Annotated in this window: 21 protein-coding genes and 1 tRNA gene; 18 read left to right on the top strand and 4 right to left on the bottom strand. The window is 74.0% G+C overall.

Translation table 11 applies throughout. The features are described from left to right. Positions 1-370: 370 nt before the first annotated feature. On the bottom strand, positions 371-1,054 hold the full coding sequence (locus ACTIGN_RS11690; RefSeq protein WP_439623980.1) for a hypothetical protein: 684 nt from the start codon (positions 1,052-1,054) through the stop codon (positions 371-373). A 602-nt stretch (positions 1,055-1,656) separates the two neighbouring features. Between ACTIGN_RS11690 and ACTIGN_RS11685 the strand changes: the two genes are divergently transcribed. The 6 genes from ACTIGN_RS11685 to ACTIGN_RS11660 all read left to right on the top strand — a co-directional run bounded on the left by ACTIGN_RS11685 (position 1,657) and on the right by ACTIGN_RS11660 (position 7,577). Further along, a complete protein-coding gene (locus tag ACTIGN_RS11685) occupies positions 1,657-2,040 on the top strand; it encodes a hypothetical protein (RefSeq protein ID WP_439623978.1) in 384 nt (127 codons plus the stop codon). 600 nt (positions 2,041-2,640) lie between these two features. Continuing rightward, on the top strand, positions 2,641-3,474 hold the full coding sequence (locus ACTIGN_RS11680; RefSeq protein ID WP_439623976.1) for a hypothetical protein: 834 nt from the start codon (positions 2,641-2,643) through the stop codon (positions 3,472-3,474). Beyond that, positions 3,471-4,139: a DUF4129 domain-containing protein gene (locus tag ACTIGN_RS11675; protein WP_439623974.1), complete on the top strand. Its 669-nt coding sequence runs from the start codon at positions 3,471-3,473 to the stop codon at positions 4,137-4,139. Before ACTIGN_RS11680 ends, ACTIGN_RS11675 begins: the two co-directional genes overlap by 4 nt. Positions 4,140-4,160: 21 nt before the next feature. Then, positions 4,161-5,330 (top strand): DUF4350 domain-containing protein, encoded by a 1,170-nt coding sequence (locus tag ACTIGN_RS11670; RefSeq protein ID WP_439623972.1) that lies wholly within the window; start codon positions 4,161-4,163, stop codon positions 5,328-5,330. After that, complete coding sequence (locus ACTIGN_RS11665) at positions 5,296-6,264, top strand: AAA family ATPase (protein ID WP_439623970.1); 969 nt, start codon at positions 5,296-5,298, stop codon at positions 6,262-6,264. Before ACTIGN_RS11670 ends, ACTIGN_RS11665 begins: the two co-directional genes overlap by 35 nt. Continuing rightward, the gene (locus ACTIGN_RS11660; protein ID WP_439623968.1) at positions 6,261-7,577 is read left to right on the top strand and encodes a DUF58 domain-containing protein; all 1,317 of its coding nucleotides are present in this window, start codon (positions 6,261-6,263) and stop codon (positions 7,575-7,577) included. The genes ACTIGN_RS11665 and ACTIGN_RS11660 overlap by 4 nt, the downstream gene beginning before the upstream one ends. Here the strand turns inward: ACTIGN_RS11660 and ACTIGN_RS11655 are convergent. After that, positions 7,544-8,593, bottom strand: coding sequence for a stage II sporulation protein M (locus tag ACTIGN_RS11655; protein ID WP_439623966.1), 1,050 nt, complete (start codon positions 8,591-8,593; stop codon positions 7,544-7,546). The genes ACTIGN_RS11660 and ACTIGN_RS11655 overlap by 34 nt on opposite strands. A 17-nt stretch (positions 8,594-8,610) precedes the next feature. Between ACTIGN_RS11655 and ACTIGN_RS11650 the strand changes: the two genes are divergently transcribed. Beyond that, positions 8,611-9,402 (top strand): RDD family protein, encoded by a 792-nt coding sequence (locus ACTIGN_RS11650; protein WP_439623964.1) that lies wholly within the window; start codon positions 8,611-8,613, stop codon positions 9,400-9,402. A 122-nt stretch (positions 9,403-9,524) separates the two neighbouring features. On the opposite strand, the gene ACTIGN_RS11645 is transcribed toward ACTIGN_RS11650, so the two are convergent. Next, entirely contained in the window at positions 9,525-10,247 is a 723-nt protein-coding gene (locus tag ACTIGN_RS11645; RefSeq protein ID WP_439623962.1) for a FadR/GntR family transcriptional regulator, read from the bottom strand. A 206-nt stretch (positions 10,248-10,453) separates the two neighbouring features. On the opposite strand from ACTIGN_RS11645, the gene ACTIGN_RS11640 reads away from it, so the two are divergent. The 9 genes from ACTIGN_RS11640 to ACTIGN_RS11600 all read left to right on the top strand — a co-directional run bounded on the left by ACTIGN_RS11640 (position 10,454) and on the right by ACTIGN_RS11600 (position 18,637). Further along, on the top strand, positions 10,454-11,932 hold the full coding sequence (locus ACTIGN_RS11640; RefSeq protein WP_439623960.1) for a DUF1501 domain-containing protein: 1,479 nt from the start codon (positions 10,454-10,456) through the stop codon (positions 11,930-11,932). Positions 11,933-11,960: 28 nt separating this feature from the next. After that, positions 11,961-12,884 carry a DUF1559 domain-containing protein gene (locus tag ACTIGN_RS11635; protein WP_439623958.1) on the top strand — a complete coding sequence of 308 codons (924 nt, stop codon included), beginning with the start codon at positions 11,961-11,963 and terminating at the stop codon, positions 12,882-12,884. 40 nt (positions 12,885-12,924) lie between these two features. Beyond that, positions 12,925-13,335, top strand: a complete 411-nt coding sequence (locus tag ACTIGN_RS11630; protein WP_439623956.1) for a hypothetical protein — start codon at positions 12,925-12,927, stop codon at positions 13,333-13,335. 50 nt (positions 13,336-13,385) lie between these two features. Beyond that, on the top strand, positions 13,386-14,618 hold the full coding sequence (locus tag ACTIGN_RS11625) for a mandelate racemase/muconate lactonizing enzyme family protein (RefSeq protein WP_439623954.1): 1,233 nt from the start codon (positions 13,386-13,388) through the stop codon (positions 14,616-14,618). Then, the gene (locus ACTIGN_RS11620) at positions 14,615-16,129 is read left to right on the top strand and encodes a M81 family metallopeptidase (RefSeq protein ID WP_439623952.1); all 1,515 of its coding nucleotides are present in this window, start codon (positions 14,615-14,617) and stop codon (positions 16,127-16,129) included. Before ACTIGN_RS11625 ends, ACTIGN_RS11620 begins: the two co-directional genes overlap by 4 nt. A gap of 46 nt (positions 16,130-16,175) precedes the next feature. Further along, a complete protein-coding gene (locus ACTIGN_RS11615; protein WP_439623950.1) occupies positions 16,176-17,465 on the top strand; it encodes an MFS transporter in 1,290 nt (429 codons plus the stop codon). Positions 17,466-17,692: 227 nt separating this feature from the next. Further along, on the top strand, positions 17,693-17,995 hold the full coding sequence (locus ACTIGN_RS11610) for a hypothetical protein (protein ID WP_439623948.1): 303 nt from the start codon (positions 17,693-17,695) through the stop codon (positions 17,993-17,995). Between the two features lie 140 nt (positions 17,996-18,135). Continuing rightward, positions 18,136-18,208, top strand: a tRNA-Ile gene (locus ACTIGN_RS11605). Positions 18,209-18,304: 96 nt separating this feature from the next. After that, positions 18,305-18,637: a DUF1810 family protein gene (locus tag ACTIGN_RS11600; RefSeq protein WP_439624221.1), complete on the top strand. Its 333-nt coding sequence runs from the start codon at positions 18,305-18,307 to the stop codon at positions 18,635-18,637. Positions 18,638-18,820: 183 nt separating this feature from the next. Here ACTIGN_RS11600 and ACTIGN_RS11595 read toward each other — a convergent pair whose 3' ends face one another. Next, positions 18,821-19,201, bottom strand: coding sequence for a class I SAM-dependent methyltransferase (locus tag ACTIGN_RS11595; RefSeq protein WP_439623946.1), 381 nt, complete (start codon positions 19,199-19,201; stop codon positions 18,821-18,823). Positions 19,202-20,771: 1,570 nt separating this feature from the next. On the opposite strand from ACTIGN_RS11595, the gene ACTIGN_RS11590 reads away from it, so the two are divergent. Next, a complete protein-coding gene (locus ACTIGN_RS11590) occupies positions 20,772-21,524 on the top strand; it encodes a hypothetical protein (protein WP_439623944.1) in 753 nt (250 codons plus the stop codon). A gap of 313 nt (positions 21,525-21,837) precedes the next feature. Further along, a complete protein-coding gene (locus ACTIGN_RS11585) occupies positions 21,838-22,038 on the top strand; it encodes a hypothetical protein (RefSeq protein ID WP_439623942.1) in 201 nt (66 codons plus the stop codon). Positions 22,039-22,086 lie beyond the last annotated feature (48 nt).

The raw sequence follows: 22,086 nt of genomic DNA, 5'->3' as shown, positions 1-22,086 counted from the left end.
GCCGCCCGGGTCACTGGCGGCCGCCCCCCCTCAAAAACTGACATCTGCCACAGGCTCGTAACACCACCCCACCGTTCGGGAGCGTCGCGACTCGGAGCTTACTCGCTCGGGTGAGTGGCCGCTTCGGGCAGTCGCTCTCGGTCGCCACGGCCCTCGCGCAGGCCGAATCCACACGCGACCGCACCGGGCACCGCCCACGATGCCCCCGAACGTGTGCGGTGTCGCCCGGCCTGTCGCTGTCCCAATTTGCGCAGAAACCGGGGCCGGCAGAACACCCCCCGTAAGGCCCTCGCGCCCAAGCTCGTGTAGGGCAGGATGCGGCCCACAGGCCCCTGTACGAGCCGGTCCTGACCATAGGAAGGTGAGCCCCCTACTTCCCCTCAGAAATCCGCCGCGCGCAGGTGGACTTGGTCACCCCCGTCCGGTGCGCAATGTCACGGTAAGAGTGCCCCCGCCCGTAGAGAGAAAGGACCACCGGCCGGAGGGGCTCGGCCCGCGGCCCGTACCCCCCTGGCCGACGCCGGGGTCGCCCCCTTACGTAATCGGGCTGGAGCCCGAGCCGGACCCGGTCACTCGCGACTCGGTCGCTGCCGGCGTCCGGGTGGAGCAGGGTGTACACCCCCACGCTTTCCAACTCGTGCCGGAGCCGGTTGAATTCCACCACGGTGGGCTCCCGCCCGTTCCCTTGTTTGAAGGCACCTCTTCGGACGAGCCGGTCCGTGGACTCGCAGACCAGGACCGAGGCGGTGCGAGGCGCCAGCCGGACGGCGCCCTCGAGCCAGCCGACGTTCTGCCCCGAGACGGCCCGCGCGTACATCCCCTCGACGACCCTCCCCCGCCGCCCTGCCTCCCCGACGAGCCGCCCGACCCGGTTCATCAGCGTCCCGGCCGCGTCCTGCTCGCGCTTCGACAAGCGGGCGACCAAGACGACCCGGCTCCCGGCGGGCAGGTCCCCGGCCCAGTCGATGCCGTACGTGCTCGCGACCCCGGGCCGGAGCCTCACCGCGGCGCTCTCGATCACACTCTCCCCGTCTTCGTCTTCGTCAGTTTCCATGCTCGTGCATCCGAGGGGCGCCAAATCAGCCTTGCATGAGGCTTCTGAAGGCTAAATCAGCGGTCTCACCAGGGCCCTAAAAATGCTGGCGAATCAACGACAACCTAGCCTTGCGGATTGGTTGGTCAGGAGTCCGAGTCGGGTCCCCGCACTGCCCCAAGAAGCCATCCCACAGACCGCCCCGGCGGGTTCCAGCCCGGCCGGGGCGTCGTCTGGGACCACCTGCCGCACGTGATTCCCCCAACCGCTTCGGGCGCCGGAAGGGCCGCACGCGTCCCGTCCGGCGACCCCGCACCCTCAGTCAGTCCGGGCCCGTGGCCGATCGGCCGGGCGCTCACCCGACCGGGCGGCCGCGCGACACGGACCCCTGCGGCGTGCGGCCCTGCAGGTCACGATACCGCCCCGTCGGCGGGAAAACCGTTCACGTCCGCCGTGGTAGCAGGGACAACACGACGGAGGCGGCGACGAGTGCCGCCGAGCGGCCGGGGCCTGCGGGCCGGACTGGCGATCACCCCGCGCCACAGGCGCACGGAGGGCCGGACCCGGGGTCGCCCAAGGTGGAGTTGCGAGACGGGACCGCGGGTCGGCACGCACCGCACCGCATGATCGCGGAGGTGGTCGCCAGCGGCGGTGAGGACGTGTTCATCGAGGTCAGGGGGACCCCGTCCCCGGCCAGGAAGCTGAGGCTCGGCGGCGGGCCGGACTGCTCGGATGAGTGGGTCGTCCTGACCGCGGACGCCGGCAACCGGAACGGCGGCGGTGACGGGACGGCGACCGCCTTCCTCGCGGCCGGGAGCCCCGTCCGGGTGTGGGACAGCGGCGACGTCGACGGGGCGACCGGGCGGCGGCTGATGGTCCCCGCGAGCCCCCCCCGACCGGGGGTGACGACCGACCCGGCACCAGGTGAAGATTCCGGCCGGCGGCCGGCCCCGGAAGGGGCCGGTGCGTTCGGGGCACAAACCCGCGCTCCACATGGGGCGGGGTAGCGGCGGTGCGCCGGCGGCCGTGGGCCGCGCACGAGCCCCAACACACACTCCAGTCTCGACCCGGGCCGGCCAGCCCTTGCCCGCGACGCCCGAACCCGCCTCCCTGTGCGTGGGGGCGATTCCGCGAGCCGGGTGCCGCACCCGGCTCGCGGGAGGTCGGTTCCCGACCTCAGCCGCGAGAACACCGTCGTGGCGAACGGCTGGCTCGAACGTGACGAAGTGGACGCGCGTCCAGACGCGGCCGACGGGCAAGGGGGCCGCCGGATCCAGAAGACGAGCCCGGGGCCGCCGGCCGGGTCCCGCGTACACGCCGGCCAGCCCACCGCCGGGCCGATTGCCGGGGTTCGGAGCAACTGGGTCGGTGGGAGGTCGCGGTGGGGTGCGGGCAGGTCTGGAGTGGGTCCTGAACACGCTTTCCCCCTATGGAACACTTTCCCCCTTGGAACACGAGCATGGAATCCGACTCGGCAGACGGCGAGCAGGGCGGCGAGTCGCTCCCGGCGACAGGTTCCCGAATCCGCTTGAACCTGTGCGCCAGTCGTTCAATAATGTCCCCGCGTTTCGAACCGCACGCACGACGCTCCCCGCAACGAGCCGCACATGAAGTTTCCGCTCGGAAAGATGTCGGTCGGTGACGTACTGGACCGCGGCCTGAAGCTCCTCTTCGCCCGCCTGCCGGTCTTCTACGTCATCAACCTCGTGGTCCTGGCCCCCGTCATCGCCCTGTCCCTCGCCATACCGTTCTTCGTCGACGTCGCGCGCCCCGAGGCGGCCGCCGGCTTTATGGCGTTCGGGCTGGCGGCGGTCCTGTGCCTGGTCGTCCTCCAGCCGATCGGGACCGCCGCGATCCTGCACATCATCATGCAGGAGTACCGGGGGAAAAGTGCGTCGATCGGCGACGCGATCTCGTTCGCATTCACCCGTTTCGGCGCCCTCCTCGGGACGTCGATCCTGGTCGGCCTCCTCGTCATGGTCGGGTTCGTCTGCTGCATCATCCCGGGCGTCTACCTGTACGTCTCGTACATCTTCGTCGCCCAGGTGGTCGTGCTGGAGAAGCTGAGCGGCGGGGCGGCGCTGAGCCGGTGCCAGAAGCTCATCGAGGGCCACCGGGGCCGGGTGTTCGGGGTGATCCTGCTGGTGGGGATCGGCGGCAAGCTGGTCGAGGCGGGGGTCGACCAGGGGCTCCATGCGGTCCTGCCGCCGGTGACGGTGGTCGCCGCGGCCGACGGCCCCCGCGCCGAGGTGAACGTGCCCAACTACGTCGTCGACACCCTCGTGAGCGGGCTCGTCACGATCCTGTTCTCCACGTACGCGGCCGTCTGCACCACCCTGCTCTACCTCGACGTCCGCATCCGGAAGGAAGGGTTCGACCTCGAGCTGGCGGCCGGCGGGGACGAGCCGCCCGAGCCCCGCGACGCGGAGGACCGGTGGTGACGCGACTCCGGCCCTGGGGGGCCGCTCTCGTTGCGGCCGGGACCGGCCCCGGGGCGGCCGGGGCGGCCGCGCCCCCGGCCCCGACGCCGGACGGCGTCCGGCGGACGCTCGCGGGGGTGTTCGAGCGCCCCGAGTTCCGGCCCCGCGGGACCGGCGGGGGCGGCGCGCTGCTCGAGGCGCTCCGCGACTTCTTCGCGTGGCTCGGCGGGCTGCACGCGGCGGCCCCCGCCCTGTTCTGGGTCCTCCTGCTGGGCTGCGTCGCCGCGCTGGTGCTCCTGGTGGGGCTGATCGTGTGGCAGGTCGCCCGCGCCCTCGGGCCGGGGGCCGAGGCGCGGCGGGCGGAGGCCGAGACGCGGCGGCGGGGGCTCGCGGCCGACCACCGCCGCGAGGCCGGGCGGCTCGCCGGGGCGGGCGAGTACGCCGAGGCGGTCCGCCACCTGTTCCTCTCGCTGATCTACCGCCTCGACGAGTCCGGGCGGGTCAGTTTAAACAAGGCGTACACCAACCACGAGTACCTCGAACTGCTGGGCGACCGCTTGCCGTCGCCGGGCGACCTCGCGATCATCGTGGGTACGCTCGACGACTGCTGGTACGGGCGGCGGGCCTGCCGCCCCCAGGAGTACGAGGCCTGCCTCGCGGTCTACGAGCGGCACGCCGCCCCCTGACGCCGTCGCCCGCAGGTGCGCATGTTGGACAGCTCCGGCCCCCCCACCGACGACGCCGCCACCGCACCGGGCTCGCGGCTCTGGTGGGCGGTCCCGGCCGCCGCCACGCTCCTCCTGGGGCTGTTCGGGCTGCTGTTCGGCCGCGGCCCCGAGACGGTCGACCGGGGCACGAGCTACGACGCCTCCGACCGCGGGTTCCGGGCCGCGTACCTCCTGCTCGACGAACTCGACTACCCGGTCGAGCGGTCGCGGCGGGCGGCCGGCGGCGACGTCCGCTGGGTGCTGCACCCGACCCGGCTGGACGACAAGGCCGCGGCCGAGCTCGACGCCTGGGTGAAGCGCGGCGGGGTCCTGCTGCTGGCGGTAACGGACGCGGGGGACGCCCGCCGCGTTGGACTGGCCGTCGCGGTCTCCGGGGACTGGGAGCCGGCCGCCGGGACGGGCGCGAGCCTGCCGGGCGGCGAGGCGCTCTCGGTGCAGACCGACGGCACGACGGTCGCCGGGCCGCCGGGCGGCCGCACCTGGGGGGCCGTCGACGGCGGCCCCCTCGTCACCGTCTACTCGCGCGAGCGGGGGGAAATCTGGCTGCTCCACCGGCCGGACCTGCTGACCAACGCGAACCTCCGCGCGGGCACCGACAACGGACTGCTCGCCTGCCGGCTGGCGTCCGCCATGCTCCGCGAGCGCCCCGGGGGGCGGCTGGCGTTCGACGAGTTCACCCACGGCCTCCGGGACCGGCCGGACGTGGTCGAGCTCCTCTTCCGCCCGCCCATGACGGCGGTGACGGTCGAACTCGCCCTGGTGGCCGCGCTGGCCCTGTGGCACTTCGGGAGCCGCTTCGGGCCGGTCCGCCCCGCGCCGCTGCCGCCCCGGCGGTCGAAGGAAGAGTTCCTCGACGCGATGGCGGAGCTCCTGGCCCGCAAGGGGGACCGGGCCGAGGCGTTCCGCACCGTCCGCGACGACCTGCTCCGCCGCCTGGAGGCGGACCTCGGGCTCTCGGCCGGGACCCCGCCCGCCCTCGTGGCCGACGAGGCGGCGCGGCGGCGCGGGGCCGACGCCGCCGCCCTGCTACGCCTGCTCACGGCCGGGGCCCCGCCGCAGGGGCGCGGGGCCCCGGCCCTCCTCGACGCCATGAACCAGTTGGAGACCACCGCGGATGAATGCTTCCAGTCCCGCCCCCGGCCTCGCTAGCCTGTACGCGGCCGCCCGGCGGGAGATCGCCAAGGTGATCGTCGGGCACGACGAGCTCGTCGAGCAGGTCCTCGTCTCGCTGTTCGCGGGCGGCCACGTCCTGATCGAGGGCGCGCCCGGCACCGCGAAGACGCTCCTGGTGCGGGTCGTCGCCCGGCTGTTCGCCTGCGAGTTCAAGCGGATCCAGTTCACCCCGGACCTCATGCCCGCCGACGTCACCGGGACGAGCGTGTTCGACCCCCGCGACCAGTCGTTCCGGTTCCGCCGCGGGCCGGTGTTCTCGCAGTTCCTCCTCACCGACGAGATCAACCGGGCCCCGCCGAAGACCCAGGCCGCGCTGCTGGAGGCCATGCAGGAGCGGCAGGTCACGGCCGACGGCGTCACGCACCCGCTCCCCGCGGTGTTCACGGTGTTCGCCACCCAGAACCCGATCGAGCAGGAGGGGACGTACCCGCTGCCCGAGGCCCAGCTCGACCGGTTCATGATGAAGGTGCTGGCCGCGTACCCCGCCGAGGCCGAGGAGGTCGAGATCCTCCGGGTCCACCAGCAGGGGGCGCGGGTCGAGGACCTGGAGCGGTTCGGGCTCGAGCGGGTCGGCGGGGAGGCGGAGCTGCTCGACGCGCAGCGGGAGATCCGCGGCCGCACCATCCGCGACGAGCTGCTCGGGTACATCGCGCGGGTCGTGCGGGCGACGCGGCAGAACCTCAAGGTGGAGTGCGGCGCGAGCCCCCGCTCGGGGCTGATGGCGCTGGCCGCCGCCAAGACCCGGGCCGCCCTGCACGGCCGGCCGCACGTCCTGCCCGACGACATCAAGGCGGTCGCCAAGCCCGTCCTGCGGCACCGGCTGATCCTGAAGCCCGGGGCCGAGGTGGACGGGTTCACGCCGGACGACGTGCTCGACGAGATCCTCGCCCGGGTGGAGATCCCCCGATGACCGCGGTCCCTTCCCGGCGGCTGGTGGCGGCGGCCGGGGCCCTCGCCGCCGGCTCGCTGGCGGTGCTGGTGCTCCCCGGCGCCTGGCCCGTGCTGCTCTGCGCGAACCTCGCGCTCGCGCTCGCCGCCGCCGCGGACCTGGTCGTCACCCCGCGGCCGTCCGCCCTCGGGGCCTCGCGGGAGGTGCCGGGGCGGGTGGCCGCGCGGGAGGAGCACCGGGTCGCGCTCCGGGTGCGGAACGCGTCCCGGGTCCGGCTCCGGGTCCGCGTGCGCGACGGCGCGCCGGAGGGGCTGAGCGGCGGCGACGCCGAGCACGGCGGGCCGGTCGCGGCGCGGGGCGAGGCCGTCTGGGAGTACGCCGCCGTGCCGGCGGCGCGGGGGCGGTTCGAGTGGGGGCCGATCTCCCTCCGCTACCACTCGGTGCTGGGCCTGTGGGAGCGCGGGCGGGAGGTCCCCGCCGGGGGCGAGCTCCGCGTGTACCCGAGCCTCGCCGCGCTCGAGCGGTACCACCTGCTGGCGCGGTCCGACCGGCTGGCCGCGATGGGCGTCCGCCGCGTGCGGGCCCGGGGCGGCTCGACCGACTTCGAGTCGCTCCGGGAGTACGCCCCCGGCGACGACGTCCGCCAGCTCGACTGGATGGCCACCGCCCGGCGGGGGCTCCTGATCGTGCGGAACCGCGAGGCCGAGCGGAACCAGACCGTCCTGCTCCTGGTCGACTGCGGGCGGCTGATGACCGCGGTCGAGGGCGGGGCGTCGAAGCTCGACCACGCGGTGGACGCGGCCCTGCTGCTGGCGCACGTGGCCCTCGCCCGCGGCGACCGGGTCGGGCTCTGCACCTTCTCCGGGCGGGTCCACTCGTGGCTGGTCCCGCGGGGGACCGCCGCCCAGGGCAAGCTCATCGCCGACGCCCTGTTCGACCTCCGGGCCGACCTCACCGAGTCGGACCACGGCCGGTGCCTGAGGTTCCTCGCGTCCCGGTACCCGAAGCGCTCGCTCCTGGTGGTGCTGACCGACTTCGTGGACGCGACGACGGGGGCGGCGATGGTGGCCCACGTGGGGCTCGCGGCCCGCCGGCACGTGGTCCTCTTCGCGGCCCTCAAGGACGCCTTCCTGGAGGCGGCCGCGCGGGCGGTCCCGGCGACCGAACTCGCCGCGTTCCGCAAGGCCGCGGCGGTGGACCTGCTGCGGGACCGGCGCGAGGTGCTGGAGCGGATCCGCCGCGCCGGGGGGGTCGTCGTCGACGCGGAGCCGGGCGCGATCACCCCGCCGGTGATCAACGGCTACCTGGGGGTCATGTTCGGCGGGCTGCTCTGAGCGGGCGCGGCCCCGCCCCGGCCGGCGAGGGCGGCGTACAGGGCGAGCAGGGCGCCGCTGCCCGCGGCCACCGACCAGCGGGTCGCCGCGCCGAAGTGGGGGGTCACGAACGCCTCGATGAGCCCCGCCGCGACGAGCAGCAGCACCGCCCCGGCGAGCAGCCCGAACGCGTCGCCGGCGGCGGCCCGGTAGGCGTCGCCCCGGGCGAGCCGGCCCGGGGCGAGCAGCGCCCACCCGAGCCGCAGCCCGCCCGCCGTCGCGATGCAGATCGCGGACAGTTCCAGCACCCCGTGGGCGAGGACCAGCGAGTAGAAGTCGACGAAGTAGCCGCCGTTCCAGACGAGGCCGGAGAGCGTCCCGAGCATCCGCCCGTTGTAGACCAGGAGCAGCAGCCCGAGCACGCACCCGGCGGCCCCGAGGGCGAACCCGAGCACCGCGACCTTGACGTTGTTGCCGATGATCTGGGCGGCCACGAGGGGGCTGGCCGAGACGTCGAACGTGAAGTTCCCCCGGTACTCCCCCTGCTGCTTCTCCAGCCGCAGGTTCTCGTACTCGACGGCGTCCTCGTCGAACAGCGAGTACGCCAGCTCGGGGTCCCGCACCACCGCCAGCCCCGAGGCCGCGGTCGCGAGCACGAACACGAGCGCCGCGGCGGCCACCGCGGTCAGGTTGCGGCGCAGCACCCGGGCGAACCCGGAGGCCGCGAACCGGAGCGGCGCCCGAAGGGCCGGGCGGCGGCCCGAGTAGACGCGGCCGTGCGCCCGCACCGCCAGCGCGTTCAGGTGGTGCACCGTGGTCGCGTCCCCGCCCCCGGCGCGGGCCTGCGACAGGTCGATCGTCACCTGCCGGTAGAGCTTGCACAGGCGCTTCACCTGGTCCACGCTGAGGGCGCGGAGCCCGCGCCGGTCGGCGGCGTCGAGCAGCGCGGCGAGTTCGTCCCAGCGGCTGCGGCGGTCGCGGTCGATGGTCGGCTCCGGGGTCGGGGGCAGGGGGCCGGGGTCGGGAAATTCTATCACGCCGCGGGGGGACCGGGATGAAGTGGACCGACGAAACGCGGATCGAGACGCCGGAGCAGGTCGGCCTCGACATGGAACTGGCCGGGCTGGGGTCGCGGTTCCTGGCGCAACTGGTCGACTCGCTGTGGAAGGTGCTCGTCACGGCGGGCCTGGCCCTCGTCGGGTTCGTGGCCCTCGGGCTGCTGGGGCTGGAGTCGGTGTTCAAGGACCTGGCCGGGGCCGTGCTTGCCGCGGTGGTGGCCCTCGTGTACGCGGTGTGGCTGGCCTACGGCGTCGTCTTCGAGCTGCGCGGCAACGGGCAGACGCCGGGCAAGCGGGCCGCCGGCATCCGCGTCGTCCGGGCCAACGGCGCCCCGGTCGACTTCCAGGCCGTCTGCGTCCGGAACCTGCTGGCCGCCGCCGACTTCCTCCCGGTCGGCTACCTGCTCGGCGCGGTCCTGGTCCTCCTGACGGAGAAGCGGCAGCGGCTCGGCGACGTGGCCGCGGGCACCATCGTGGTCCGGGAGCGGGCCGACCCGTCCGCCCCCGAGCCGATCGACGAACTGACCGCGCACGCCACGCCGGACTACGCGTTCACGCCCGCCCAACTGGCGGCCCTCACGCGGGGGGACGGGGACGTGCTGCGGGAGTTCCTGAGGCGGTTCCTGGAGATGGAGTACCAGAGCCGGAACCAGCTCACCGAGAGGATGCTCCGGCTGTTCCGGGACAAGACGGGCCACCCGGCGGCCGCGGACCTGGACTGGGAGCAGGCGCGGGCGTTCCTCGCCTCGCTGCTGCGCGACCTGGAAGAGTTCCGGCGCAACGGCTGAGGGACCGACCAACGGGCCGCCTCCACCCCCCGCGCCGGTCCCGCGTCGCGAGGGCGTTCGACACGAGCGACCCGACCGTCGACCCGGACTGGTCGCGCCCGGGGAGCGGCCGGCCGCCCCGATCACCCCCGCGCGTCCAATTCGTCGCGACCGTGGCGCCCGTCCGCCCGCGGGGCGGGCCCCTCCGGCGGGAGGTCCTTGACGACCCGCAGCACCTTCCGCAGGTGCTCGTTCATCGCGGCCGCCGCCAGGGCCGGCTTGCCGGCCCGGACCGCCCGGAGGATGCGCTCGTGCTCGGCCTGGGTCTGCCGCGCCCCGGGGTCCGCGCCGAGGGTCTGCCGGTGGTTCTCGAGGAGCAGGTTGTGGACCGGCTCCAGCAGCAGCGGGTAGAGCGGGTTGCCGCTGGCCTCGGCCAGGGCGACGTGGAACTCCAGGTCGGCCCGGGCACAGGCCTCGAGGTCGGCGTGGCCCTCCCCCAGCACGGCCTGGGCGCCCTCCATGCGGCGGACGTGCTCGGCCGTGCGGTGCCGGGCGGCCGCCCGGGCGATCGCCGTCTCCAGCGGCAGGCGGATCTCGTTCAGGTGGAGCAGGGTGACCAGGCCGTTGCTCATGAGCCGCTGGAAGCCGACCACCACGTCCTTGCCGCTCGGCCGCGTGACGCACGACCGGGACCGGTCCCGGCTCTCGATCATCCCCAGCCCCTCCAGCCGGCCGAACGCCTCCCGCACGACGCGCCGGCTGACCCCCTTCTGCTCGCAGAGGGCCCGCTCCGACGGGAGCCGCTCCCCCGGCCGGAACTGCCCGGTCAGGATGGCGCTCTCCAGGTCGCGGGTGACGCGCGTCACTTGGTCGTCCGCCCCCGCCGAATCGCGTCGCTTCACCCCGGCCCCTCCCGCGTGCGTGCCGCCGGGAATTATAGCCCCCGCCGGGGCCGCCGTCGCGCGGGCGGGCGGCCGGCCCCTCGCCGCGCGAAAGTTTTGCTTGACCGCCCCGCCGCGCCGCCTTTAAACTGGTAGTACCAGATTGCGACACCGTGCCAGAGGCGCCCGCCATGCTCCGGATCCTCGGTTCCCCCAGGCGGGCGTGCGACGGGGTCACGCGTCGCGACTTCCTCACGGCGGGCGGGCTGGGCGCGCTGTCGCTCGGGCCGCCGGGAGGGGCGGCGTCGGCGTCCACCGAGCGCGGCTCCGGGCGGGCGAAGAACGTCATCCTCCTGTACCCGTTCGGCGGCCCGAGCCAGTTGGAAACGTTCGACCCGAAGCCCGACGCCCCGGCCGAGGTGCGCGGCGAGCTGAAGTCGATCCCCACCCGCGTGCCCGGCCTCCGGGTGAGTGAGGGGCTGCCGCGGGTCGCCCGGATCATGGACCGGTGCACCGTCCTGCGGTCGCTGACGCACACCGAAAACTTCCACGGGATGCAGTACGCCACGACGGGGCTGCCCAAGGGGTCGATCCCGATCGAGGAGACGCAGCGGCACCCGGAGCACTGGCCGTTCGTCGGCTCGGTGGCGGCCTACTTCAACCAGCAGCGCACGGGGGCGAAGCCGCCCGGCGCGATCCCGGACAACCTGGTCCTCCCGTTCACGCTCAGCACACAAAGACCCGCGGCCCTGTACGCGCGGCCGCACGCCGCGTACCTCGGCGGGGCGTTCGACCCGCTGTGGGCCAACTTCCGCGGCACGGCGACGCGGACCGTGACCCGCTTCACCAACGGGCCGGACGAGCAGGTCGCCGACCCGTACCTCGGCGTCACGCCGGGGAGCCGGTTCGAACTCGCCCCCGAGGCCGACCTGACCGCGGACGTGACGCTCGACCGGCTGAACCGGCGCCGCTCGCTGCTCCAGCAACTCGACACGGCCCGCGTGTCGCTCGACGGGGCCGGCGGCTCGGCGTCGTTCGACCGCAACCGGCAGCGGGCGTTCTCGCTGGTCGACTCGCCGCGGGTCCGCACCGCCCTCGACCTGGACCGCGAACCGGCCAAGCTCCGCGAGAGTTACGGCATGACGCTGTTCGGCCAGGGCGCCTTGCAGGCCCGCCGGCTCGTCGAGGCCGGGTGCCGGTTCGTGAGCGTGATCTGGGACGAGTTCGGCCAGCTCAACTCGGCGTGGGACACGCACGTCGACCACTTCGGCCGGATGAGGACCGACCTCCTGCCGGGCTTCGACAACGCCTTCGCCACGCTCATCGAGGACCTCGAGGTGCGGGGCATGCTCGACGACACGCTCGTGCTGGTGCTCAACGAGATGGGCCGCACCCCGAAGCTGGAGAACGCCCGCGGCGGCGGCCGGGGGCACTGGGGCCTGGCGTACTGCAACGTGATGGCCGGCGGCGGCGTGGCGCGGGGCCGGGTCGTCGGCAAGACGGACGGCATCGCCGGGACCGTCGTCGAGCGGCCGCTGCGGGCCAAGGACGTGCTGGCGACCGCGTACCACCTGCTCGGGATCGGCTCGGAGGCCACGGTCCCCGACCGGCTCAACCGGCCCGTCCCGCTGCTGCCGTACGGCGACGTGATCCGCGAGGCCCTGGCCTGACCCCAACCCCCTTCAGAGGCGGCCCGTCGTGACACGATCCCATCGCGGGTTCACGCTGATCGAGTTACTGGTTGTGATCGCCATCATCGCCATCCTGATCGGCCTCCTGCTACCCGCCGTGCAGAAGGTGCGCGAGGCGGCCGCGCGCACGCGGTGCCAGAACAACCTGAAGCAGCTCACCCTGGCGATGCACGCCTACCACGACGCCCGGGGCACGCTGCCCCGCGGCTTGTTCGGCTGCTGTTACGGCACGTGGGTGCCGCTCGTCCTCCCCTACCTGGAGCAGGGCAACCTCGCCGGCCAGTACACCGGCTGGGGGACGCTCGAGTACCGCAACGGCGGGAACCTGCCGGTCACGACCCGGACCGTGCCGGTACTCCTGTGCCCCAGCGACCGCCCAGCCGCCGCGGTGTACCTGGGCATCACGCTGCACAACTACGTCGTGAACTACGGCAACACGGGCCTGGACAACGTGACGAGCGGGTCGGCCCCCCACTCCCCGACGGCCAACCTGAACGGGGTCGCCTACGCGGGGGCGCCGTTCGTGGACGGCCCCGGCGTCCGCCTCCCGGACGTCGCCGACGGGCTGAGTTCGACCCTCCTGACCTCGGAGGTCGTCCAGGGCCAGCCGAGCGGCCACATGGACGCCCGCGGGTTCACGTGGTGGGGGGACGCGGCCGGGTTCACGACCTACAACCCGCCGAACAGCGGCACCGACTACGTCTACCTCGCGTCCGACGTGTGCGTGTACCCCTTCGGGGACAACCCGCCGTGCGCGACGATCAGCGCCGCCAACCCGTCGGGCGTCATGACCGCGCGGAGCCGGCACGCGGGCGGCGTCCAGGTCGGCCTCGGCGACGGCGGCGTCCGCTTCGTGAGCAACAACGTTACGATCGCCACCTGGCGCGCCCTGAGCACGACGCAGGGCGGCGAGGTCGTCGGCGACTATTGAGCGCCGGCCGCCCCGAATCCAAAACGCCCGGGCTCGAAACATGCGCACCGTAACCCGCCTACTCCTGCTGTTGGCGCTCGCGACGCCCGGCACCGGGTGCGCCGACAAGACGGGCCGGCAGCCCGTCAGCGGGCAGGTGACCCTCAAGGGCGTGCCCGTGGACCGCGGCAGCATCGAGTTCGACGCCGCCGACGGGGCGTTACCCACGCGTGCCGGGGCCGTCGTCCTCGACGGCCGCTACCAGGTGGCCCGCGAACAGGGCCTGGTGCCGGGCGCGTACCGCGTCCGCATCTCGGCGCCGGACGTCGGCCCCGCCGCGGGCGCACCCGCCGACCCCACGAACCGCCCGGTGCCCCGCGAACGCATCCCCGAGCGGTACAACCGTAAGAGCGAGGTCACGGTCGAGGTCGTCGGCGGCGCCCCCAACACCTTCGACTTCACGATCGACTGAGCAACGCGCTGGCCACCCGCCGCTATCTTTCTCCCCGGACGCGACCGACCATGCGAATCGACCACATCGAGGTGATCAACCTCCGCTTCGAGTACCCGCCCGAGCGGCGGTTCCGCTACGCCGGGGGGATCTGCACGGCCCGGCTGACGACGCTGGTCCGCGTCCACACCGACACCGGGCACGTCGGCACCGGCGCGGTCTACACGCACCCGGGGCTCGCCACACTCGTCATCAAGGGGCAGTTCGAGCAGATGCTCCGCGGCCGCGACCCGCGCGACGTCGAGACCCTGTGGCGGGAGATGTACCTGCTGACGCGCTGGTACGGCCGCAAGGGGGCGGCGCACTCCGCGCTCGGCGCGCTGGACACCGCGTTCTGGGACCTGCGCGGCCAGGCGCTCGGCAAGCCCGTCCGCGAGTTGCTCGGCGGCGGGAAGCCGGCCGTGCCGGCCTACGCGAGCAGCCTGCTCTGGAAGGACGACGTGGCCGAACTCGCCCAGGAGGCCGAGCGCCACCTGGCGCGAGGGTTCCGGCGGATGAAGATGCGGCTCGGCCGCGGCGAGGACTACGACGCCGCCGCGATCCAAACCGTGCGCCGCGCCATCGGGCCGGACAACGACTTCATGGCCGACGGGTCGATGCGGTACAGCGTCGCCCAGGCCCGCGGCGTGGCGGCGGTGCTGCGGGAGAACCGCGCCTTCTGGTTCGAGGAGCCGTTCGAACCCGAGGACCTCGACTCGTACGCGGCGCTCCGCGGCACCGCCGGGGTCCGCCTCGCGGCGGGGGAGAACGAGTTCGGAGTGCCCGGCTTCCGCGAACTCATCCGCACCAGGTCCGTGGACATCCTCCAGGCCGACGCGAGCCGCTGCGGGGGCATCACCGAGGCGTGGCTCTCGGCGATGGCGGCCGCCGACGCCGGCCTGGCGTTCGCGCCGCACACCTGGAGCGACGCCGTCGCCGTCGTCGCCAACGCCCACGTGCTCGCCGCGGTGCCGAACGGGCTGACCGTCGAGGTCGATCAGACCGGCAACCCGTTCATCGAGGACCTGCTGACCGAGCCGCTCGCGATCCGCGACGGGATGCTGCAACTGGGCGACCGCCCGGGCCTGGGCATCACGCTCAACGAAAAGACGATCGACCGCTACCGGCTCGCCGACCCGTTCGCGATCCCGGCGGGGAACTACTCCGACATGGTCTTCGTCGATCCGCCGGTTCCGGAGCGCAAGCCCGGGCCCAAGGCGGCGCGCCAACAAGACGCGCCGTGCCTGGCGGAAGGGACAATATGACCGCCGCACCCCCCGTCGCCGTCGGCTCGATCTTCACCGAGTGCAACCACCTCGGGGGCACCCCGACGGACCTGGAGTGCTTCGCCCGCCAGGAGCTGACGCGCGGCCCGCAGATTTTCGAGAACCCGAGTGGCGCGGTCGCGGGCATGTTAGAAGTGCTCCGCGAGCGGCGGTACGGCGTCGCGCCGCTGCTGGTCGCCAGCGCCTGCCCCGGCGGCCCGGTGACGGCCGACTGTTACCGCGTGCTGAAGTCCGAGTTGCTCGACCGCCTCACCGCGGCGGTGCCGGTCGGCGGGGTTCTGCTCGCGCTGCACGGCTCGGCGGCCGTCGAAGGGCTCGGCGACCTCGAAGGCGACCTGCTGCAATCGGTGCGGGCGCGCGTCGGGCCGGGCGTGCCGGTTGTGGCCACGCTCGACCTGCACGCCCACGTCACCGAGAGCATGGTCCGCAGCGCCGACGCACTCGTCGCCTGGGAGACGTACCCGCACCGCGACGCGCTCACGACCGGCCGGCGCGGCGCCCGGCTCCTGCTTGACACGGTCGAAGGTAAGATCCGTCCGGCGATGGCGCTGGCGAAGGTGCCGGTCCTCGTCAGTGGCGTTCACGGCCACACCGAGGGGCCGGGGCCGTTCGCGGATGTGATGCGCTTCGCGAAGTCGCTGGAGGGGGAGGGCGGCGTCGTCTCGACCAGTGCCTTCCTCGTTCACCCCTACCTCGACCTTCCGGACATGGGCGGCGGCGGCCTCGTCGTCACCGACGGCGACCCCGACACGGCCGTCGCGCTCGCAACCGAAATCGCGCGCCGGTACTGGGAGCGTCGCTTCGACCTCGACCCGCCGATCCACTCGCCGGCCGAAGCAATCGCACGCGGGCTGGCCGTTGACGGCGGCCCGGTACTGCTCGTCGAGACCGCCGACTGCTGCGGCGGCGGGGCCGCCGGGGACAGCGTCCACGCGCTCCGGGCGCTGCTCGACGCCAAGGTCGGCGTGCCGACGCTGGTCCCGGTCGTCGATCCCGAGGCCGCCGCACGGTGCCACCGCGCCGGCGTGGGGCAAGAGGTCACGCTGACGCTCGGCTTCCGCCTCGACCCGCGCTGGGGCCAGCCGTTGACCGTCACGGGTCGCGTCGCGCGCCTGAGCGGCGGCACGTTTCGCTACACCGGCGGCATCTGGTCGGGCCAGGACGGCGACATGGGCCCGTCGGCCGTCCTCAGCGTCGGGGGCGTCCACGTCCTGGTGACGACGCACGCGACCTACGACTGGGCCGACGAGCAGTTCCAGTCGGTCGGCCTCCACGCGCGGGACGCCAAGTTCGTCGTGGTGAAGAACCCGATGAACTACCGACTGGCCTACGCCGGCGTGTCCCGGGCCGCGTTCGTCCTCGACACGCCGGGGCCGACGCCGGCCGTCATGCGCAAGGTGGCGTACCGGAACCTGGCGCGGCCGTACTACCCGGCGGACCGCGACATCCCGGGCCTGGTCCCGCGTGTGCACACCAACTCGCCCCGCTGACCGCGTCGCCCGCCCCGCTGCCCCGCGTCGGAGCCAACCGCCCCCCATGCCGAACCGCTACCTCATCGTCGGCGTGACCGCGGCGGCGGCCCTGCTGCTCTACGTCGACCGGGTGTGCATCTCGATCCTCGCCGACCCGATCCGGGCCGACCTCGGCCTCGCCCCGCGCGAGAAGGAGGTGGTCCTCTCGGCGTTCTTCCTCACCTACGCGCTGTTCCAGATCCCCGTCGGGGCGCTCGCCGACCGGTTCGGCCCCCGGCTCGTGCTGACCGCGTCCATCGTGGCGTGGTCGGCGGTGACCGCCCTGACGGGGCTGGCGTGGTCGTTCGGCTCGCTGCTCTCCTTCCGGCTCCTCCTCGGGTTGAGTGAGGCCGGCGCGTACCCGGCGGCAGCGGTGCTCGTGGAGCGGTGGGCGCGGCCCGGGGAGCGGGGGCGGTTCAACGCGATCGTGATCTTCGGCGGCCGCGTCGGCGGCGCGTTCGCCCCCGCGCTGACGACGGCGCTCGGGAGGGCGCTGGTCGGGGCGGGCGTGGCGGGGGCGGCGGCCGGCGAGTCCGGGGTGAACTGGCGCGGGGTGTTCGTGCTGTACGGCGCGTGCGGCCTCGGGGTCGCGCTGCTGTTCTGGGCGGTCGTCCGCGACCGGCCGCCGGCGGGCCCGGGGCCCGGCCCGCCGCCCGCGCCGGTCCCGCCGGTCTCGTTCCGGCAGGTGCTGCGGCTGGTCGGCGGCAACCGGGGAATGTGGCACTTCGGGGCGCTCCAGTTCTGCGTCAACGTCTCGTGGGTCCTCCTGGTGACGCTGCTCCCGTCGTACCTCCGGGACGCGGGCGTCGAGATCGGCCCCCGGGCCACCATCCAGACGGGGGTCCTGCTCGCCGGGTGCGCGGGGATGCTCGTCGGCGGCTTCCTGACCGACGCCGTCCGCAGGCGCCTGGGGCCGCGGTGGGGGCGGAGCGCGCCGCTCTCGGCGGCGGCGGCGGTGTGCGCCCTCGCGTGCGCGGCGGCGAGTACGTCCCCCGGGCTCCGGGTCGTCGTGGCGGCACTGGCGGTCACGTCCCTGTGCGTCGACATGGCGCTCCCCTCGGTGTGGGCCTACGCCCAGGACGTCGCCGGCTCGAACGCCGGGGCGGCGGTCGGGTTCGGGAACATGCTGGCGAACCTCGGGGCGGCCGCCTCCCCGCTGCTGCTCGGGGCGGCCAGCCGGGCCGGGGGGTGGGAGGGGGCGTTCGCCCTGTGCGCCCTGTGCTACGCCGCCGCGGCTCTGCTCGGCCTGTTCCTCGACGCCTCGCGGCCGCTCGGCGGGGCGGTCGCCTCGCCGCCGGCCGCAGCGGCGCCCTGAGCGCGGCCCGCGAGGGCGCGTCTCGCGTCCCGGCCCCGGCTGCTCGTCGCGGTCGACGATTCGGCGCCGCCAGTTCGGAGGGCTTGTCGGGGCGCGGTTCAAGTCGCCCGGGTCGGGAGCGGTCGTGGGCGGGCGCGCGTGCCGCCGGTATCATCCTCAGTCCCGGGCGGGGCGGCCGCGGCGGTGCCGGACCGGCGCGCCGCCGGCGACCCGGTGAGGGCACCGACGTGAAGCAGCCGTACGACGCCATCCGCCTGGTCATCTCGCACATCGCCACGAGTTCCGACGCCGAGGCGTGGCGGGCGTACCTCGCCGGCGAGGGGTGGACCGTCGGCCCGGGGTGGGGCGCCGACGACATCACCGCGTGGGCTGACAGGCGGGACGCCCGCACCGTCCCGACCCGCCGGATCCTGGCCCAGGTGCTCCGCCAGCGGCTCGCCGAGGAGCACGGCGACCCGGGGCCGGTCACGCTGAAGGCCGGCGAGGCGGTCGTCGACCTGACGTACTACCGGGCGGTCGACCGGAAGTGAGGGCGTCGCGCCGCCGGTGCCGCGCAGGCGGCCGCGGCGCACCCCGACAGGGCGCGAGCGGAGCGGACGTGCGGTGACAGTGGCAGGGGTCAGCGGCGGGTTTTCCCCCGCCGGTACGCCCCGGCCGGTACAATGCCCGTGCGGGGGTGGAGTAGACAGTCAACTCGCCGGGCTAATCCCCCGGAGCCGTGGGTGCGACACCCACCCCCCGCACTCCTCCGCCCCACGCCGGCCGAGGAAGCCGTGGCCGACCAATTCGGTGCGAGGGCCCCGCACGACCTGAACCGCTTCGCCGCGCTGCAGGAATGAATCGATGACCGGGCGCTCGCCGAGACCCGCGGCGGGGCGAAGCAGTCGCCCTGGGTGTGGTTCGTCTTCCCGCAGATCACCAAACTCAAGTCCGGCCCGGTGGCCAAGCCGTACGCGATCACGAGCCGGGCGGAGGCCGGGGCGTACCCCGCCCACCCGGTCCTCGGCCCCCGTCTGGTGGCGTGCGCCGGGGCCGCCGCGGCGGTGCCGGGCGGGGCGCCGGCGCGCGCGGGGTTCGGTCCGCTCGACGACATCATGCTGCGGTCGTCCGCGACCCTGTGCGCGAGCGTGCCCCCTGCCGGGTGCGTGTTCGAGCGGGTGCTCGACCGGTAGTTCCGCGGCGAGCGCGACCCCGCGGCGCTCCGGTGCTCCTGGGCCCCGGGCGGCCGGCACCGGCTGTGCGGTGTCAGGTTCGACCAGGTTCCCGTCGGTGCCGGCCAATTCCAGGCGGCGGGTCGCCGGGGGGTGCTCCCCGACAGGTGCAGCCCGTCTCACCGGGGCTCGGCGGACCGGCCCTCACCGAAGTGCTGGGGGGTCCGCGTCCCGCGCGGGTGCCGGCCTCCGGGTTTGGAACACCCCCACGAACCCGGCCTGCGCGACCCGCCGCCACCCGAGCCCCCGGGCGTGGGCGTCGACCACCCGCCGCACGTCCGGCCACGCCGGGTCCGGGTAGTCGTGGAACGCCAGCACCCCCCCGGGCCGCAGCACCCGCAGCGCCGCCGCAACGTCGCGTTCCACGCTCGCCGCGTCGTGCAGCGTGTCGATGAACGCCACGTCGAACGCCCCGGTCAGCCGGCCACAGGCGTCGGCGGCGTCGCCGCGGACGAACGCGACCCGGTCCGCCACCCCGAACCGCCGCGCCCACTCCGCCGCCTCGGCCTGGTCCGCGACGTCCACGCGCTGCGGAACTGCTACATCTCGGACGTGCTCCGCACCGGGGCCGACCTGAAGCAGGCGATGACCCTGGCGCGGCACTCCGACCCGAAACTGACCGCGGCCCGGTACGCCCGCACCCGGCTGTTCGACCTGGGCGCGGTCGTCAACAAACTCCCCACGAGGGAGCCACCGGGGAAGGAGTCCGCGGTCCTCGCGCGGACCGGAACCGACGGCTCCGAGCCGCCCGGACCGCCCAACGGGCGCAGTTCGGGCGCAGTGCCGGGCGCAGTAGAATCCGGCGACGGGCGGGGACAGTTGAGGATTCGTGAGGATCACGAGGCGTCGGCGAACGGCGGGGCCACTCGTCCGAACGCCTTGCAATCTCAAAACTTGGAGACTTCTGAGGGCGATCGGGAGCGATCGAGGGGAGAGCCGCCTGTGAGATTTGAACTCACGACCCCCGCTTTGCGAAATTGTGCAAACATATGTAGAAACCGTCTGCGATTTAGGCACATCCGAAGCCCCGTCGGCTCCCCGTGTCGTGCCGGGTGCAGTCACGGATTCTGACCCCGATCTCGCCCGTGTCATCGCGGCCTGGCCCACGCATCCCGGGCCGATTCAGCGTGCAATTCTAGCCATGATTAGATCGGCCGTGAAGCCATCCCACAGACCGCCCCGGCGGGTTCCAGCCCGGCCGGGGCGGCGTCGTCTGGGACCACCTGCCGCACGTGATTCCCCCAACCGCTTCGGGCGCCGGAAGGGCCGCACGCGTCCCGTCCGGCGACCCCGCACACCCAGTCAGTCCGGGCCCGTTGCCGATCGGGCCGGGCGCTCACCCGACCGGGCGGCCGCGCGACACGGACCCCTGGGGCGTGCGGCCCTGCCGGTCACGAGACCGCCCCGTCGGCGGGAAAACCGTTCACGGTGGCCCCGGTGGTCCGGTGCCGAACGAATAAGTCCCGTCAGCAGCTCAGGGGCTTGGCGACCCGGGCGACCGTCTCAAGCTTTAAAAATTCCGAACAAATTTCCCAAATCACCGGGGCATTGGCCGATGAATATGGTGCCGGAATGACACCCGAGTCCACACCGCGAGGAGCCCATGAGCGTTGACACCTCCGCCAGCGCCTTCCCGCACGGCACCCGTTCGCGCGCGTCACACGTCAACGCACGCCCCCGGCGGGCCCCGCGGCACGTCCGCGCTGGGTGCTCGCACCCGCTCGATTCGATCGGACGCGACCGTTGTGGGCGCCACGGGGCCGCCCGCGGTCCGCCCTCCGCCGGCCACTCCGCACCGCCGCGGGTGAGTTCCGGCCGCCTCCGCCGGGGCAGCAGGGACAACACGACGGAGGCGGTGACGAGTGCCGCCGAGCGGCCGGGGCCTGCGGGCCGGGCTGGCGATCACCTTGCGCCACAGGCGCACCGAGGGGCGGGACCGGGGACACCGCCCGTGATGGAGTTGCGAGAAGGGACCGCGGGTCGGCACGTACCGCACCGCGGTCGGCACGGGTCAGCCAGGCGTAGCCGTCCGCGCCCCGGTCGTTCCGGAGCGCGAGCGCCCACGCACGCACCTTACCACCGAGAGACCACTCCAATGACATTTGATAGTGAGAAGCACGACCTCGCCGATCGGATCGGCGCCGTGCTGATGCCGGTCCACCGCGGCGCGATCCAGATCGGCGCCGGCCAACTGGCGATCTTCGGCAACGACGGGTACAACGCCCGCGGCGTCTATGAGATCGCCGTGGAGACGTCGAACCAGCTCCTGTTCATGGGGTGGAAGCCCACGGCGGTGCAGGTGGGCACCGACCGGGTCCCCTGGGTCTTCACCGCGACCCCCAAGGAGCCTGGCCCCGGCGCCCGGGACGTCGCGGAGTGGGCCCTCTGGACCGTGTGGAAGCGCAAGCCCTACGAGGGCCGGACCGCGCGGTCCGACGAGCGCCACCAGCGGCAGCTGGCGCGCCAGCTGATCGCGAGCCTCGGCGGCGGCTACACGGACGCGACCCTCACCACCCCGCTGGCCGGAACGACCGGCGGCGTCGGCGCCGCCGTGACGAGCGCCCTGATGATCGCGGAGGTGGTCGCCAGCGGCGGTGAGGACGTGCTCGTCGAGCTCGGGGGGACCCCGTCCCCGGCCAAGAAGCTGAGGCTCGGCGGGCCGGACTGTCAGGACGAGTGGGTGGTCCTGACCGCGGACGCCGGCAACCGGACCGGCGGCGGTGGCGGGACGGCGACCACCTTCCTCCCGGCCGGGAGCACCGTCCGGGTGTGGGACAGCGGCGACGTCGACCGGGCGACCGGGCGGCGGCTGATGGTCCCCGCGAACAGCCCCCCGGCCGGGGAGTGACGACCGACCCGGTACCAGGTGGAGATCCCGACCGGCGGCCGGCCCCGAAAGGGGCCGGCGCGTTCGGGGCAAAACCCCCGCACCCCGTCGGGTGCGGTGGCGGTGCGCGGGCGGCTGCGGGCCGGGGCGCACGTGCCCCGACACACGCCGGTCTTGACCTGGACCGGCGAGCCCTTGCCCGCGACTCCCGACCCCCCGCACCGCGAGGGGCCATCCCGCGAGCAGGGGCGGCACCCGACTCGCGGGAGGTCGGGGACCGAATTTCAACCGCGAGGACACCGTCGTGACGAACAACGAGCCTGAACGTGACGAGGTGGGCCCGCCTCCCGCCGCAGACGGTGGGCAAGGTGGGCCGCCGCCGGACCCAGAGGACGAGCCGGCGACCAGCCCGGGTCACGCCCCGCCCGACAACGCCCCGGGCGGCCCCACCGCGTTCGAGGTGGACGGTCACCTCGGGCTGATCGCCCAGGTCCTGGCCGGGACGTACGCGCCCCGCGACGACGACTACGACTAGGCTCTGTCTGGTGAACCGCAAGTCGTTGTGGCAGCCTCTAATCGGTTA

The organism is Gemmata sp., from assembly GCF_051859125.1.
Classification (GTDB): Bacteria; Planctomycetota; Planctomycetia; order Gemmatales; family Gemmataceae; genus Gemmata.
Note: the sequence above shows the minus strand (reverse complement) of the source record. Positions and strands in the feature narration are given on the sequence as shown.